This window comes from Maribacter aestuarii, from assembly GCF_027474845.2.
In the GTDB taxonomy this organism is placed as follows: Bacteria; Bacteroidota; Bacteroidia; order Flavobacteriales; family Flavobacteriaceae; genus Maribacter; species Maribacter aestuarii.
Window position 1 is genome coordinate 3,433,320 of the sequence record NZ_CP107031.2, and the last position, 16,047, is coordinate 3,449,366.

The 16,047-nt window shown below is 38.5% G+C and carries 13 protein-coding genes; 7 read left to right on the top strand and 6 right to left on the bottom strand.

The genetic code is table 11. The features are described from left to right. Window positions 1-48: 48 nt before the first annotated feature. Together N8A89_RS15605 and N8A89_RS15610 are read right to left on the bottom strand one after the other, a co-directional pair. Window positions 49-279: a CDGSH iron-sulfur domain-containing protein gene (locus N8A89_RS15605; protein ID WP_281543057.1), complete on the bottom strand. Its 231-nt coding sequence runs from the start codon at window positions 277-279 to the stop codon at window positions 49-51. Between the two features lie 55 nt (window positions 280-334). Continuing rightward, on the bottom strand, window positions 335-1,519 hold the full coding sequence (locus N8A89_RS15610) for a heparan-alpha-glucosaminide N-acetyltransferase domain-containing protein (RefSeq protein WP_281543058.1): 1,185 nt from the start codon (window positions 1,517-1,519) through the stop codon (window positions 335-337). A gap of 130 nt (window positions 1,520-1,649) precedes the next feature. Here N8A89_RS15610 and N8A89_RS15615 point away from each other — a divergent pair, with 130 nt between their 5' ends. The 7 genes from N8A89_RS15615 to N8A89_RS15645 all read left to right on the top strand — a co-directional run bounded on the left by N8A89_RS15615 (window position 1,650) and on the right by N8A89_RS15645 (window position 12,252). After that, window positions 1,650-2,186 carry an NADPH-dependent FMN reductase gene (locus tag N8A89_RS15615; protein WP_281543059.1) on the top strand — a complete coding sequence of 179 codons (537 nt, stop codon included), beginning with the start codon at window positions 1,650-1,652 and terminating at the stop codon, window positions 2,184-2,186. A gap of 3 nt (window positions 2,187-2,189) precedes the next feature. Beyond that, complete coding sequence (locus N8A89_RS15620) at window positions 2,190-3,488, top strand: anthranilate synthase component I family protein (RefSeq protein WP_281543060.1); 1,299 nt, start codon at window positions 2,190-2,192, stop codon at window positions 3,486-3,488. A gap of 103 nt (window positions 3,489-3,591) precedes the next feature. Beyond that, window positions 3,592-4,881, top strand: coding sequence for a tRNA lysidine(34) synthetase TilS (gene tilS, locus N8A89_RS15625; RefSeq protein ID WP_289644572.1), 1,290 nt, complete (start codon window positions 3,592-3,594; stop codon window positions 4,879-4,881). Further along, window positions 4,878-6,851 carry a protein-disulfide reductase DsbD family protein gene (locus N8A89_RS15630; protein ID WP_289644573.1) on the top strand — a complete coding sequence of 658 codons (1,974 nt, stop codon included), beginning with the start codon at window positions 4,878-4,880 and terminating at the stop codon, window positions 6,849-6,851. The genes tilS and N8A89_RS15630 overlap by 4 nt, the downstream gene beginning before the upstream one ends. A gap of 183 nt (window positions 6,852-7,034) precedes the next feature. Next, window positions 7,035-9,428, top strand: coding sequence for a penicillin acylase family protein (locus tag N8A89_RS15635; RefSeq protein ID WP_289644574.1), 2,394 nt, complete (start codon window positions 7,035-7,037; stop codon window positions 9,426-9,428). A 2-nt stretch (window positions 9,429-9,430) separates the two neighbouring features. Next, on the top strand, window positions 9,431-10,966 hold the full coding sequence (locus tag N8A89_RS15640) for a YifB family Mg chelatase-like AAA ATPase (RefSeq protein ID WP_289644575.1): 1,536 nt from the start codon (window positions 9,431-9,433) through the stop codon (window positions 10,964-10,966). 236 nt (window positions 10,967-11,202) lie between these two features. Further along, entirely contained in the window at window positions 11,203-12,252 is a 1,050-nt protein-coding gene (locus tag N8A89_RS15645; RefSeq protein WP_289644576.1) for a DUF3667 domain-containing protein, read from the top strand. A 287-nt stretch (window positions 12,253-12,539) separates the two neighbouring features. Here the strand turns inward: N8A89_RS15645 and N8A89_RS15650 are convergent, their stop codons facing one another. From N8A89_RS15650 to N8A89_RS15665, 4 genes are all read right to left on the bottom strand, one after another. After that, window positions 12,540-13,373, bottom strand: coding sequence for an MBL fold metallo-hydrolase (locus tag N8A89_RS15650; protein WP_281543064.1), 834 nt, complete (start codon window positions 13,371-13,373; stop codon window positions 12,540-12,542). Continuing rightward, a complete protein-coding gene (locus tag N8A89_RS15655) occupies window positions 13,370-13,768 on the bottom strand; it encodes a PAS domain-containing protein (RefSeq protein WP_281543065.1) in 399 nt (132 codons plus the stop codon). Before N8A89_RS15655 ends, N8A89_RS15650 begins: the two co-directional genes overlap by 4 nt. 526 nt (window positions 13,769-14,294) lie before the next feature. Beyond that, window positions 14,295-15,410, bottom strand: a complete 1,116-nt coding sequence (locus tag N8A89_RS15660; RefSeq protein WP_281543066.1) for a pyridoxal phosphate-dependent aminotransferase — start codon at window positions 15,408-15,410, stop codon at window positions 14,295-14,297. 68 nt (window positions 15,411-15,478) lie between these two features. After that, a complete protein-coding gene (locus tag N8A89_RS15665; RefSeq protein WP_281543067.1) occupies window positions 15,479-16,042 on the bottom strand; it encodes a hypothetical protein in 564 nt (187 codons plus the stop codon). Between the last annotated feature and the right edge of the window lie 5 nt (window positions 16,043-16,047).

Sequence of the window (16,047 nt, forward strand, 5' to 3'; positions counted from 1 at the left end):
AGGAGCGGTAAAACCGCTACTTTTGTATTGACTTACTATTTAAACTTTTCAGTTTTTATGTGATCCATCGCAGTAAGGGGGATTGCTCGTTTGCTTACAGGTGCACAAATACGCTTTCTTGTCCTCTTCAACAGTAAAACCTAATGAAGGTGGTTTATTATGTGCCCTATGTGCCCCATCGCAAAACGGTTGATTGGAACTATGACTACAGGTGCACCAAGCATATCGTTTATCTTTTTCTAAATCAACGGCAATAGGAGAATATTCTTTTTCGCTCATAAAACTAATTTTTCACCAATTTAGGGGAAAGAGTCCAATACCTAGCAAATGAAGATTAATTTTTAACCAGTCCAAATAATCGAAGAAGTCTTATGAAGACTGTTTTTAGAACTGTGATAGTAATTAAAAGAATACGCTCTAAAGTTAATTTCGCGAATACGATAACCCCGTTAGCCCTTTCTTTTAACTGAGGTTTATTGGCTTCATATCGTAGTGCAAGATAGGAGCAGCAAATCATAAAAATGACCGCTCCCGGAACAACGACCCATGGGCTTAAGGAATGGTGAAAGAAACCATAAAATCCCAATCCCGTAAAAGTTCCGTAAAGAATGACGAAATGTATGACGTAAATAGATAAAGTGCTCTGTCCCAATTTTAATACTGTGGGGTTGGTCAAGAATCTTCGGAAAAGCATAAAGATTGCAAAGACAACCAATACATCACCCAATCGTATGAACAAGTAGTTGTTGAAAAATATTTCGGCAAAAAGCTGAATGTTCGTTATTCCCGATAATGCCAGGAAGAAATCCGATGAATAAAATATGAGGGTAGCACCAAAAACTAAAAACATGCCAATTGCGCTGGCATATAGATATTTGAATTCTTTGAACTTATAGAATAACACGGAAATGAAACTACCAAATGTCGAGTATCCAAACCATGGTAGAATAGTGAAAACGGAACCATTTGCCTTTGTAAAATAGTTTGCAATACCCTGTGGCAGTAGATCAAAATCTGCTCCCTTATATATGGGTTCAAACATAAAGAGTATCGTGGTAACTGAGACAAGGATAATTGGGAACAACCATTTCTTTAGATTAGCCGTAAGCACGTAAATGCCAATAATACCCAGTATGGAAAGTCCAATACAATGCAATACATCCACTAGGAAAAATGAACTATAAAGCTCGCCTTGGAAAAGACCAAAAATATTTAAGCGCAACAAATAACCAATAGCCAAAAGTTCAATTCCGCGTTTTACACCCTTTTTAACCCTTGGATTGTCCCAACCTTTTTCGGGCACACGAATTAAAAGATAGGTGAATATAAATCCCGATACCGTAAAGAAAACAGGTGCCGTAATGCCCCTGAAATACTTCCAAATGTTAAAAAATACATTTGAGTTATCCCGGAAAGCATTATCCAGCAAACCATCTATAAAATGACCTTGTAGCATCATTAAAATAGCCCAGGCCCTTATAGCATCAATAAAATACAGTCTTGCTTTGTTGTTGACCATTCCTCGTTGACTTATCCTATATACTTAATTAACAGTATGTTTGGATGTTTAGCGCGGCAAAATTATGTAAAAAACTGGCAATACGATAGTAATTGGGGTATTTTCGCATTCTAAGTAAATAAACGTTACCATGCAGTACATATTAGGTTTTGCCGGCAGTAATTCATCAACTTCAATTAACTATAAATTGGTGCGGTATACTACTTCACTAATTAATGCTTATGAGATAAGGCTAATGGACATGGCAAAAAATCCTCTTCCCATGTATAGTGAGGATTACGAGAAAGAAAATGGATTTTCGGATGCTCTAAAATGGATTAAGAACAATATCCAAAACTGTGAGGGATTGGTAATTTCAGTAAATGAGCATAATAGCTATCCCTCTGCTTATTTCAAAAACCTCGTAGATTGGCTTTCTAGACTGGACAAAAATTGTTTTAAGGATAAGAAAGTATTACTAATGTCCACTTCTGGGGGCAAACGTGGAGCGCAAGGTTCTTTAGAAGTTTCAAAACTTATGTTGCAACGGTTTGGAGCAAACATTATCGAGACTTTTTCACTACCAGGTTTTCACGACAATTTCCATTTGGAAAAAGGAATTCTGGACCAAGAATTAAAGCAACGGCACAAAGAGGCATTAACCACATTTCTAGAATCAATTACTTAGTTTTTGAGAATAACGAGAACTTTCACCGTTGAAAACAAGGAAGAATTCAAAGAGTCCTTGCTCTTATGGGCACAGCAGTACGATGAGGTGGTTTGGTTGGATAGCAATGGTCATTCAGATCCCTATGGGTGTTTTGATGCGCTACTAGCGGTAGATGGGTTAACAGCACTTTCTACGGACTACCACAGCGGATTTGAGGATTTAGCTACTTATCAGGCTCAGGTAAAGGATTGGATATTTGGATATCTAACCTATGATTTGAAAAATGACGTGGAAGTCCTCACCTCAAAAAATAATGATGGGCTAGCATTTCCTGAGCTCTATTTCTTTCAACCAAAAAAAGTCATTCGCATAAGGGAAAATAAAATTGATTTTATATATCTGAATATGGTATCGGATGAATTGGAAACCGATTTTGAAGAAATTAATCAGCATACCTTCAATTTAAGTGAAACGAGCATTCCTAAAGAGGATATTCGGATACGAATGCGGATTTTCAAAGACGAATATTTTAGAAAAGTATGGCAGATGTTGGCACATATTCAAAATGGGGACCTCTACGAAGCTAATTTCTGTCAGGAATTTTATGCCGAGAACTGTACTATAAATCCGTTGGGTGCTTTCAAAAAATTAAATGCCATCTCTAAAGCACCCTTTTCGGCCTATTTAAAATTGTCCGATAAGTATTTATGCTCCGCTAGTCCGGAACGATACTTAAAGAAAATGGGTAATAAGGTCATTTCCCAACCCATTAAGGGCACAGCTGCTCGGAATGGTTCAATTACCGAGGACACTGAACTTAAGATGCAATTGGAGCAGGATGAAAAGGAACGATCCGAAAATATAATGATCGTAGATTTGGTCAGGAACGACTTATCAAAAAGCGCGTTAAAAGGTTCTGTAACCGTCGAGGAGCTCTGCAAAGTATATTCTTTTGAACAAGTTCATCAGATGGTTTCCATCATATCCGCTACGGTTGCCCCGGATAAGAATCCAGTCGAGTTAATCAAAGAAACCTTTCCCATGGGTAGTATGACCGGCGCACCAAAAATTTCAGCCATGAAAATCATTGAAGAATTGGAGTCCTCTAGACGTGGATTATATAGTGGTGCCGTAGGGTATTTTACTCCAAATTCTGATTTTGATTTTAATGTGGTCATCAGAAGTATTTTGTATAACGAGTCCAAGAAATACGTCTCCTATTCCGTAGGAAGCGCCATTACTGCAAAATCAAATCCCAATAAGGAATATGAAGAATGTCTTTTGAAGGCAAAGGCAATGCGTGAGGTTATAGAGGGGTAGTTCTACTGCTTATTGGAAAAAGTTTTTGTGCGACCTGTATTGGATTGTCCAAGGCCTTAAGTTTAAGTACTTTTGTTGAATGTTGTCTATATTCCAAACACATATGGGGTCAAAATTCCCAGAGCTATTTGAAAAAAGGTTTCTTTTGGCTTGTAGTGGTGGATTGGATAGTGTAGTCCTTACCCATCTTTGCCATGAAAGCCAGCTGGATTTTGCATTGGCGCACTGCAACTTTGGTTTACGTGGAGAGGAGAGCGATTTAGACGAAAAATTTGTATCGGAATTGGCAGAAAAAATAAAAAAACCTTTTTTTCTTACCCACTTGGATACCTTAGGTTATGTGAACAAGCACAAAGTATCAGTACAGATGGCTGCGCGGGAACTACGATACGCTTGGTTCAAAAAAATTCTAAAAGAGAATAATATACCGATATTGGTTACGGCACATCATGCCGATGATGATTTGGAGACTTTTCTAATCAACCTATCTAGGGGTACGGGTATTGATGGTTTGGTGGGAATCCCCTCAAAGACGGACTTTTTATGCAGGCCGCTTTTGCCATTTTCAAGGGAACAAATCTTGGAGTATGCTAAAAGTAATAATTTGGAATGGCGAGAAGACAAATCAAATAATGATACCAAATACCTACGTAATAAAATCCGTCTAGAAATCATCCCGGCACTGAAAGAATTGCATCCAACTTTTCTGGATAACTACAAGAATACACAGTCCTTTTTGAGACAAACCTCCAAAATTGCTGATCATCGCTTACAGGAAATTAAAAAGAAACTTTTTGTAAAAGAGAGTAACTTTACCCGGATAGCAATAGATAAACTAAAAGAGTTAGAGCCACTATCGGCCTATCTCTATGGTCTTCTTAACGAATTCGGTTTTACGGAATGGGACAACATTGCTGATTTATTAGATGCCATGAGTGGTAAGTATGTGCTGTCCGACACCCATAAATTGTTAAAGGATAGAAGCTTTTTATTATTGTCTGAAAGACAATTTGATGATTCAACACAGCAGCATTTTTCAATCAACATCAATCAAGAAATTGTAGCGGAACCTTTAGAAATGAAGTTTACCGTTGTAGATAATTGGGATAATAATACCGATGCTATAATTTATGTAGCTAAAAAAGCGTTAAAATACCCATTGGTGATAAGGAAATGGAAGAATGGCGACTATTTTTATCCTTTAGGTTTACAGGGAAAGAAAAAACTGTCCAAATTTTTCAAGGATGAAAAGATTGATGTCTTCTCAAAAAAGGATCAATGGCTTTTATGTTCTGGTGAGGACATCGTTTGGGTCATTGGGCGAAGAGCGGATGAACGTTTTAAAGTGAAAGAGGACACCAAAGAAATTTTAAGAATTGAAGCAACCCTATGAGAGTACTGTTTTTGAGTATCGTTATCATTCTAAGCCATCTTTCAATATTTGCTCAAGATGATGAAAATCCAGTTATATGGGAACATGAGGCCGTTCAGCTCGCTGATACGGAATACGAACTTGTAATTACTGGAAAAATCCATGAAGGATGGCATGTTTACTCTCAGTATACAGCAGAAGGGGGCTCATTGCCTAGCTTATTTCAATTTAAAGATGCAGAAGATAAGTATGAGTTAATAGGTAAAACGGAAGAGAGTAAGACGATAAAGGAGTATAGCGACATTTTTGAAGTTGAAGAAACGTTCTTTAAAGATGAGGCCATTTTTAAACAAAAAATTAAGCTTCTAGATACCACAGTTAATCAGATATCGGTCAATTTATTTTATCAAGTTTGTAAAGAGGTATGTATTCCGGCAGACGTGGATTTTGTTTTTTCCTTGGATGGTAGTGCGGTTGTTACGGAGAATGCCGCCATAGACGAGAAAAGTTCAGCACTAGGGGCAAAACTACGATTGGACCTCAAAAATAAAGAGTTGCTCACCCAAGGTCAGGAAAATATAAATTCAGATTCCAATTTGTGGGTTATTTTCGCTCTAGGCTTTCTTGGGGGATTAATAGCTTTGCTAACACCTTGTGTTTTTCCTATGATTCCCCTAACGGTGTCATTTTTTACAAAACATTCTCAAAAGAGGTCAAAGGGTATTATAAATGCTTTGTTATATGGATTTTTCATTGTTCTTATCTATTTCCTTTTAAGTCTTCCGTTTCACTTATTTGATTCGGTTGATTCACAGATATTAAATACTATTGCCACGAATATTTGGTTGAACATTTTTTTCTTCCTGGTTTTTGTCTTTTTCGCTTTCTCATTTTTTGGTTATTATGAACTCACTTTACCCAGTTCTTGGGCCAACAAGATGGATGCCGCTTCCTCAAAAATTGGGGGTGCCATTGGTATTTTTTTTATGGCCGTTACCTTGGCTATTGTATCATTTTCCTGTACGGGTCCCATCTTAGGAGGGCTATTAGGTGGAACAACGTTGGCGGAGGGAGACGTTGCGGTAAACTTAACTGCAGGTATGACGGGTTTCGGGGTAGCATTGGCATTTCCATTTGCCCTTTTTGCATTGTTCCCGGCTTGGCTGAATTCTTTACCTAAGTCCGGTGGGTGGATGACAACGGTAAAAGTGGTACTGGGCTTCCTGGAAATTGGATTGGCACTAAAATTTCTTTCCAATGCCGACTTGGTGGGGCACTGGGGAATCCTCAAAAGGGAAATTTTCTTAGGAATATGGATTTTGCTTGGCTTGTTGCTAACCCTCTATTTGTTCGGAATATTTAGATTTCCACATGATGGTCCAAAACAAAAACTGTCCATAGGCAGAAAGGTAACAGGCTTAGTGAGTGCGTTATTTACTATTTATTTGGTTCTAGGTCTTTCCAACGTATCCAATCTAAAGCTTTTGAGTGGATTTCCGCCTCCGGCATTTTACAGCGTTTATGAACAAGAAAGTGATTGCCCCCTAGGAATAGACTGCTTTAAGGATTTTGACGATGGATTGGCTTATGCTAAAGAAAATAATAAACCCATTCTCTTGGATTTTACGGGATGGGCCTGTGTAAACTGCAGAAAGATGGAGGAGAACGTATGGAGTGAAGCTGAGGTCTATGACGTTTTAAATAATGATTATGTACTAATTTCTTTATATGTTGACGATAGAAAAATGCTACCTGAAGAAGAGCAATTTAATTTTAAGTATGATTCCGGTCGCGTAAAAAGGATTGAGAACATTGCTCAAAAATGGGGTACTTTTCAGGATGTCAACTTCAATGCGGTTTCCCAGCCCTTTTATGTGCTGTTGTCCCCTGATTTGGAAGTTCTTAATACTTCTATACAAAATACCGATTCCGATTCCTATCTCAACTGGCTTAATGAGGGCCTAAGGAACTTCAAAGAATTGAATAGGTAGACCGCTGCTCTGAACGCGATAATCCGGGATTGTGTAGTCCGCAACCTAATTCTTTATCTAACAGGAAGTTCCCTTTCCTACGGCTATGGGTTTTTCTCAATTAGTTTAGTAAAAAGCAGGGATGCGAGCGTTTTTATTTAAAAATAAATCCTACCTTGGTTTCCAAACCCTCAATTAAAGAATATGAAAATCATTAAAAAAATCGTAAAGTGGCTGCTCATCTTTTTGGTATTAGTGGGTGTTGGAATTTTCATTTTTATCCAAACTTTAAAACCGGATTATGATGGTGAAAAAAAACTGGAGGGATTGGAGAAGAAGGTCACCGTTTACTATGACACCTATGGAATTCCACATATATACGGAGACTCTGAAAAGGATGCCTTTAGAACCCTAGGTTATGTACACGCACAGGACAGGCTTTGGCAGATGGAACTGTTGAGAAGGATTGCTAGCGGAGGATTATCAGAGGTTTTCGGGAAGGATTTAATCGGTACCGATAAATTTTTTCTTGCTTTGGGCATTGATGAGGCATCGGTCAAAACGGTTTCAGGCGTTGATGAAAATAAAGAAGCTGTTCAGTTGGCAGAGGCATACTTGGATGGTATCAATCAGTTTATTGCAAATGGTCCAACGCCAATCGAGTTTTATCTAACGGGCATTGAAAAATCGGAGTTTACGCTTAAAGACGTTTATAATACAATGGGATACATGGCCTTTAGTTTTGCAATGGCACATAAAACCGATCCGCTACTTACGGAAATTAAGGACAAGTTGGGACCAGAATATTTGAAAGACCTAGAAATTGAATCCGATACAAACACAGTATGGATAAAAAACTACTATCCCCTGTCTGATCAGGTACTGCAGAACAACATTGCGTCAATCGTTTCTGAAGCATTGGGGAATCTAAACTTACCGCTTTTTGAGGGTAGCAATAGTTGGGTCATTGCTCCTGAAAAAACTAAAAATGGAAAGGTAATATTTGCCAATGACCCACATATTGGTTTTGCACAGCCATCAGTTTGGTATGAGGCGCATTTAGAAACGCCAACCTATTCCAAGTACGGTTATAACATTGCTGGTATTCCGTTTCCTGTTTTAGGCCATAACAGAAAACTGGCGTATGGCATGACCATGTTTGAAAATGATGATGTGGACTTTTATTATGAAGAGAATAATCCTTCGGATGAAAATATGTATCGCCACCAGGATAAGTGGGTAGCATATGAAACCCTAACTAAAACTATTAAAGTGAAGGATACCTCGGATGTTTCCTTTACTTTCAAAAAATCCGTTCATGGTCCCATTCTAAATGGGATAGCGGACCAAGTTACCGGTCAAAGACCGGTCGCAATGTCTTGGATTTATACGCAAATGGAGAATAGAGTTATTGATGCGGTTTATAGAATGAGCCACGCAGAAACACTGGACCAGTTTAAGGAAGCGCTCCCTGCCATACACGCTCCGGGACTCAATATTATGTATGGTGATGCCGAGGGAAACGTAGCCTGGTTCGCTTCTGCCCAATTATACGAGATTCCTGATAGTGTAAATACGAAACTGATTTACGAGCAAGGTTCTGGATTGAAAGAAAATAAAACACTTCTAAATTTTTCACAGAATCCGCAAGCAATAAATCCACCTTGGAATTATGTGTATTCCGCAAATAATCAACCTGATTCCATAGTGGGAATGTTATACCCGGGTTATTATCTCCCTGAGAATAGGGCGAAAAGGATTGTAAACCTACTGGAACCCAAAAATGATTGGGACAGCGCATCAGTAAGTGAAATGATTTTGGATGTTAACTCGTCCGTAAACCCAAGTATCGTAAGTGATTTGGTAAAACATATTGACGTTACTCAACTCTCCGATAAGGAACTTAAAATCTTGGATCTGCTGAATGCTTGGGAAGGAAAATATAATCTTGAAAGTTTAGGAGCCACAATTTATACACGCCTGGAGTATTTCTTCCTAGTTAACACTTTTAAAGATGAGCTGGGTGAGGAAGAATTCAATCAGTTCTTATCTACCCACCTTAGTAAACGCATCATCGCCCTCATGGCGCAGAAAATGGAATCGGTTTGGTGGGACGATTCAAATACACCTGAGGTAATTGAAGATAAAATATTTGTCGTCCAAAAGTCATATCTAAACGCGATAGCGTCCCTAGAACAGCAATTGGGCCCTGACTACTCTAAATGGACATGGAACCGAGTGCATACCCTGGAACATCCCCATCCCATTGGTCAAGTGGATGCTTTGCGTTCTTTTTTTAATGTAGGGCCTTTTCCCGTTCACGGTACTAGGGAAGTAATAAACAATATGTTTTTCCCGTATGATTCCACGGGGGAATACAAGACTAGTTCTGGCCCTTCAACTCGAAGGATAATAGATTTTTCCGATATTGAAAACAGTATGAGCATTTTGCCAACGGGACAGTCCGGTAATCCATTAAGTAAACATTATGAAGATCAGGCAGAGATGTTTTTGAACGGAAAATTTCGAAAAATGATGATGAACAAAGAAGAAATTCAAAAGGGCGAAGAAATTCTTACATTTAGGCCAAAGGATTAAGAATGCTTACAAAAGTTTACGGGAGTGCTGTTTTCGGTGTCGAAGCGACTACAATAACCGTTGAGGTAAATATAGATAAAGGAATAGGGTATCACTTGGTGGGTCTTCCAGATAACGCGATTAAAGAAAGTAATTACAGGATAGCCGCCGCCCTACAAAATAATGGCTATAAGATTCCAGGAAAAAAAATAACGATAAACATGGCTCCTGCCGACCTTCGAAAAGAGGGTTCTGCCTATGACCTAACCTTGGCGCTTGGAATATTGGCAGCCTCGAATCAAATTCAATCTGCGGATATTGAAAAATATATAATAATGGGGGAACTTTCCCTGGATGGAAGTTTACAACCCATAAAAGGAGCCTTACCTATAGCTATTAAAGCAAAGGAAGAGGGATTTACAGGTTTCATTTTACCTAATGAAAATGCTAGGGAAGCTGCAATTGTTAGTGATTTAAAGGTATATGGCGTGGATAGCATCAAGCAGGTACTGGAGTTTTTTGATCAAGGAACACCTTTGGAACAAACCATTATAGATACTAGAGCAGAATTTTATAAAAGTCTCGATTTTCCTGAGTTTGATTTTTCCGATGTAAAGGGTCAAGAAAGTATAAAACGTTGTATGGAAATCGCGGCCGCAGGCGGCCACAACATTATTTTAATTGGTCCACCGGGTGCGGGTAAAACTATGCTGGCCAAGCGTTTGCCATCCATTCTGCCTCCGATGACGCTTCACGAGGCATTGGAGACCACCAAAATTCATAGTGTTGTCGGGAAAATTAAGAATATGGGGCTCATGAGTCAGCGACCTTTTAGAAGTCCGCACCACACTATTTCCGATGTAGCTTTGGTTGGGGGAGGAGCATATCCACAACCAGGGGAGATATCCCTTTCCCACAACGGAGTTTTGTTTCTGGACGAACTGCCTGAATTTAAGCGGGGAGTTCTCGAAGTTATGCGCCAACCTTTGGAAGATCGCGAAGTAACAATTTCTCGCGCCCGCTTTACGGTAACCTATCCCAGTAGTTTTATGTTGGTAGCGAGCATGAACCCAAGTCCCGGGGGTTATTTTAACGACCCGGATGCCCCTGTGACTTCCTCTCCGGCGGAAATGCAACGGTATTTAAGTAAAATTTCTGGTCCATTATTGGACCGAATAGATATTCACATTGAAGTTACCCCAGTACCTTTTGAGAAACTATCCGAAGAACGAAAAGGGGAGAGTAGTGTAGACATCCGCAAGCGGGTGACGGCCGCTAGGGAAATACAAACAAAAAGGTTCACGGAATTGGGGAATGTGCATTACAATGCACAAATGAAGACAAAACAAATCCGAGAATACTGTAAGTTAGATGAAAAATCAAAGGCCTTACTCAAAAGTGCAATGGAAAGACTAAACCTTTCTGCACGTGCTTATGACCGTATCCTTAAAGTTGCACGCACCATCGCCGATTTGGCCAATGAAGAAAAATTGGACGGAAACCATATTTCGGAAGCTATCCAATATCGTTCCTTGGATAGGGAGGGCTGGTTGGGATAATCATCATGATACCTTACTGCGTTCAATTAATAAAGTTTTTTATAACGCCTGAAGCTGCAACCATTCACTTTTGTAAATAATTCTTTTAAAAAATAACATCTTGCAATCTTTTGGAGTAATGACTTAATACCATTTTGGAAGAAATTTCTAGGTCAAAGAATTCATTTTTTCACAAGTTAGATATAAGAGCAAAATACGTTATCTTTCTATTTCGTAATTTTAGATAAAACCTTTTTATGCCAGCCACAGAACAGTGTAAAAATTGCGAACAAACATTTGATTCCTCCTTTGAATACTGCCCACACTGTGGTATGGAAGCAACGGACAACCTTACTGTTGGAGTCTTGTTCAGTAATACCATAGAAAACTACTTTTCCATAGATGCCAGATTCTTTAGGAGTTTTGTTACCCTTATGATTAAGCCTGGTGTACTCGCACGGCGGTTTGTTGATGGAAAACGACTGAAATACTTACATCCCGCACAGTTTTACCTCTTTATCTCAGTTGTCTTTTTTTTTATTTTTTCCTTTAGTGTTCGTAAAGCCGATAACGAGGTTTCTGAGGTAATAAAAAAAGGGTTGGAGCGGGAAGTGAACTTAGATTCTCTTGCTGTTAATGTAGATTCATTGGAAATGGCAGATGCCAGGGCTGCCTTAAGAAAAAACCAAGATGTTATTGGTATGTCAGATGATGAATTAATGGTTTTGGATTCCGTTATGAGTTCAGATTCCCAAGTGCCCAATATATCATTAGGTTTTAAGCGCAAGTTGTTAGATTCCCTTATCGCGGTAGGTGCACCTTTGGAACAAAAATTAAAGGCTATGGGAATGAAGGAGGATACAAATGCTTTTGGCCGAAGATTCTATGCTCAAATGTTGAAATTTTATGAAAAACAGGGTGGAGGTATTATTCAGGTATTGTATGATACTATTCCTATTGCGATGTTTCTTCTTTTACCGCTATTTGCTTTATTTCTTAAAATATTTTATTGGAAACCGGCAACTTTTGCCCACCATTTAGTATTTAGTTTTTACTTCTTCACCTTTATATTCACTTCATTCTGCGTTATGCTTTTAGTAAATAAAGTGTGGGAGATTCCTATTTGGATAGAAGTGCTAATTTGTTTTTCATTCATTGTTTACTTAATAATCGCACTACGAAACTTTTATAGGAGTTCATGGTTAGGTGCTTTCTTTAAGGCCAGTATCATTTCATTTTTCTATATGCTTGTTATTGTGCCAGTAGCTGCAATAGGAATTATTATGGTGGCCTTTATGCTCTATTGAGTTTTTGCAAAGTGCTAAACTCATATTCAATATGGTCACTTATTTTATAGGCCAAAAATTTAATATTGGTTATGTACTTTGTTTTTCCAACAGCATAAAGTAAGTATTTACTGATCTTATTTTTAGTGAGAAGTCTTTGCCGGATTGTTCTAAAGAAGTTGATCCTTGGTTAAAATGGTTGGTAGTTATTCCGTAATGTACGGAATTGTCTTACTAGTTCATGGCGCTATAAAAGGGATAACTTTTAGCTAGATACCGTTAGAAAAGAAAAATAATATAGAACAGCATTAAACTTGGATTTCATCTCCTTGAACAGCAAGGGAAATAGGGAAATTATAGTTGACCTTCTGCATAAAATACTCAAACATCTGGGTTCTCTCTTCATCCGAATGTGCTGGGTCGTGATGGAATAATAGTAATTGCTTGGCCTTTGTTCTAGAACAAAATTCAGCGGCCATCTCCAATGAGCTATGTCCCCATCCCACTTTGTTCATATATTCTTCCTCGCTGTATTGGGAGTCGTGTATAAGAAGGTTCGATTCGTAAGCCAATTCAAATCCAGAGACCCAATCATCTTCTGGATAAAGGTGTGGTTTACCAATAACCGGTTCGTGATCTGGCAGGTAAGTTATTGCTTTGGAACCACATTGGATGCGAAAACCGACCGTTGGTCCGGGATGGCTTATGTATGCAGTGGATATAACAAAATTCCCAATTGTAAAAGTTGTATTCGGTAGTTCTTGAACATTTAGCTTGCAAGGGATATCTCTTAAGGGAATTGGAAAAAGAGGTGGTGATAAAAACCGATTTAATCTGGCTTTCAGTGATTCAGGACTGCCGCCAGGCCCCCAAATATGCACCTCCTTATTGGGATTGAACAATGGTTTGCAAAAAGCCAAACCTTGTATATGATCCATGTGCAAGTGCGTTAGCAAAATATCGATTCGACCGTACTCATAAAAGGAGTCAAAATCGATTCCTAAAATTCCGGTGCCCGCGTCAACAATTATTCTTTCCTTGCCGTTTATCACCTCTATGCATGGGGTATTACCACCATAGGTTTGATTGTTTACAGAGGAGGTAGGATATGTTCCTCGGGTACCATGTAGCTTTACCTTCATGATTTATCTTCGTTATCCCAAAAAATGGCCATGGCTCCGGAAAAATTTTTAGACCGCCCGATTATTGGAATAGCAGTCACCGATATTTTAGTAGACTTTCCGTCCAGGGCTTTAATCCAAAATGTCTTGTGTGCCGGCACTTTATTTTTTATAGTTTGCACCAAGGGAAGTTCCTCTGGTGGTAAATCCTTTCCATCCTCATCATGCGGAAAAAATGAAGTGCCCCAATCGCCAACTGGCATGGGTCCGGTATCCTGAAATTTTTGTCCCAGTATTTTTTCTGCAGGTTCGTTATAAAATATAAGGGTTCCTTCTGGGTTTACTATAAAAACCGGTACGGTAAGACAATCTGCCAACTGCCTGCTTAAGATGATTTCGATTTCGTGTGCTGACATGGGCAGGCAAGTTTAGCGGTATATCCTCTTAAATGTATAAAAAATACTTCGTCTTTACTATAATATACAGAAGAATAGGTAGTTGCATCTTAGAAATTGGGTATTTCTGAAAGACAATTTACCAAGCTATGCACTCACTGCTTATTGTAAATTATTTCTTCAGTATTTTTAATTTAAACTAGTATTAACTTTGGTTACGGCCAGTATTAATATGTCCGGCAAAGAAGGTGCTAATCATGACTTGAGCAATTTCCCAAACAGTAAATAAAAAATATTTGTTAAACTTATTTCCAGTATGCAGCCGTTTACAGATTTGTCGAAAGAATCTACACATGAAATGATTGACTGGTAATTATTCTAAAGGTATATTTTTTTAATCCTAATTCGTACGTAATACGAGAACCAATATGAAACAACTATTGAATATGATTAGGTAATACTATCCAGTTTTGATAATGATAGTTTTACATTCCAGTGAATCACTGACAATATTCAAACATATCAGAGTAAAAGATGTTTGGGGCAATTACCCCATCACTTTCCTGAGCCCCCTATCAAACATTTTAATATCCTCCATTGTCCCTGTACTTATTCTTGCCCATTCGTAAAAGGGAGGGAAGGGTCGACCAATAAGAACGTTTTCTTTCTTCATTTCGCTAAGCATTTCAGCTATAGGTCTGCCGGTTTTAAAGAATACAAAATTCGTATGGGATTTGATGTATGGTAAATCCAAATCATCCAATGTTTTATAAATCGCGTTTTTCGCCTCCACGTTTTTCGATATACTGAACTTATAGAAATCGTCATCTTTTAACGCCTCTTTCGCCGCTTCTATGGCAAGTACATTGGTCATGGCCATAATATTATTTTGTAATCTAGAAGCAATATCCGGTCTGGCCACTAAATAGCCGATTCGAAGTCCGGCCAGTCCGTAAACTTTGGAAAAGGTTTTAGAGACAACTACATTCATATTATCCTTAACCAGTTCTACCATGGAAGGATAGTCCGGTTCTGTGATAAAGTCGTAGTAGGCCTCGTCGCTAAAAACCATTGTTTTTTTACTCGCAGTGACGCAAAAATCCCTGAGTTTGTTTTTGTCCAATAAAGTACCGGTCGGGTTATTAGGATTGCAGATAAATATCAACCCTGTTTTAGCGTTGATTCTTCTCTCCATTTCATTTAAGTCGTGTCCCATATTAGAATCAACAGGTACGCGATGAATGTGGGCACCAAAATTCTCGGCATAAGTTAGCAGCGCTTGAAAAGTAGGGTCTGCAGCAATAATCTCTCCACCATTCATTCCATAGGTTAATCCAGCGGCCTTGAGGCCTTCGGTAGAACCACCGGTAATTACGATGTGATTCGTAGAAACTCCTTCTTTCTCCGCAATTTGTTCCAACAAAGGCCTGAATACGACTGAAGGGTATCTGCAAGCTTCATCAAAAGTACTCGTAATTCTTGCCCGTACGGCTTTGGAAGGACCAAAGGGATTTTCGTTGGAATTTAATTTGGCAATAGTATCAAGGGTAGTTGAAGGTCGTGCAGGTAGGTCCATTCCCATTGTACTTAAACCTCCTAATAAAGTAAAACTGCCGGAAAGTCCGGCAGTTTTTAGCCATTGTCTTCGATCTATATTTTTCATACATAAACACTTTGGGTTTAAGATACGAAAATCTAGAAAAGTAGGTAACTAAAGATATGGGCTATTTATTATAATCGTAATTCCTCGTTGTTTCTATCTTGAATTTCTTCCTTCACAGGATTAAATATATCCTTAAGTATGTAACCTGTGACTATGGTAAGTCCAACGGTTAAAGTAGGAATAGAAAACTCCCAGCCAAGTAGGTGCATCAACCCTCCACAAATTATGGTGAGCACACCTATTACCATTGCAAAGTTCCATGCTACTTCGATAAAAGTATTTTTTGCCTTTCGGTCTTCGTCCATAAAGTAAGCCGTACCTTCCATAGCAAACCAAGTAATAAATGTAATAGCCGTGCCAATCTGGAATATAATTGTGTAAGGGAAATCAAGGATTTTTAAAAGTCCGTTAGTGGTCCAAAAAAGTACCAATGCTATTTTTATGTAGGCCACGGGTTGTTTGTTCTCCTTTTTGGAAAAACGAATGGAGTAAAGAATTAGGATTGCCAAAAATGAGGTAAAAATTATTCCTCCGGTATACGGCCAATTAAGAATCCGCATAAGCATTCCACATAACAGAGCCACTAGGGATATTCTTATCGGTGTCTTTAAAGCTTTGGTTGATTGTTTCATAACAC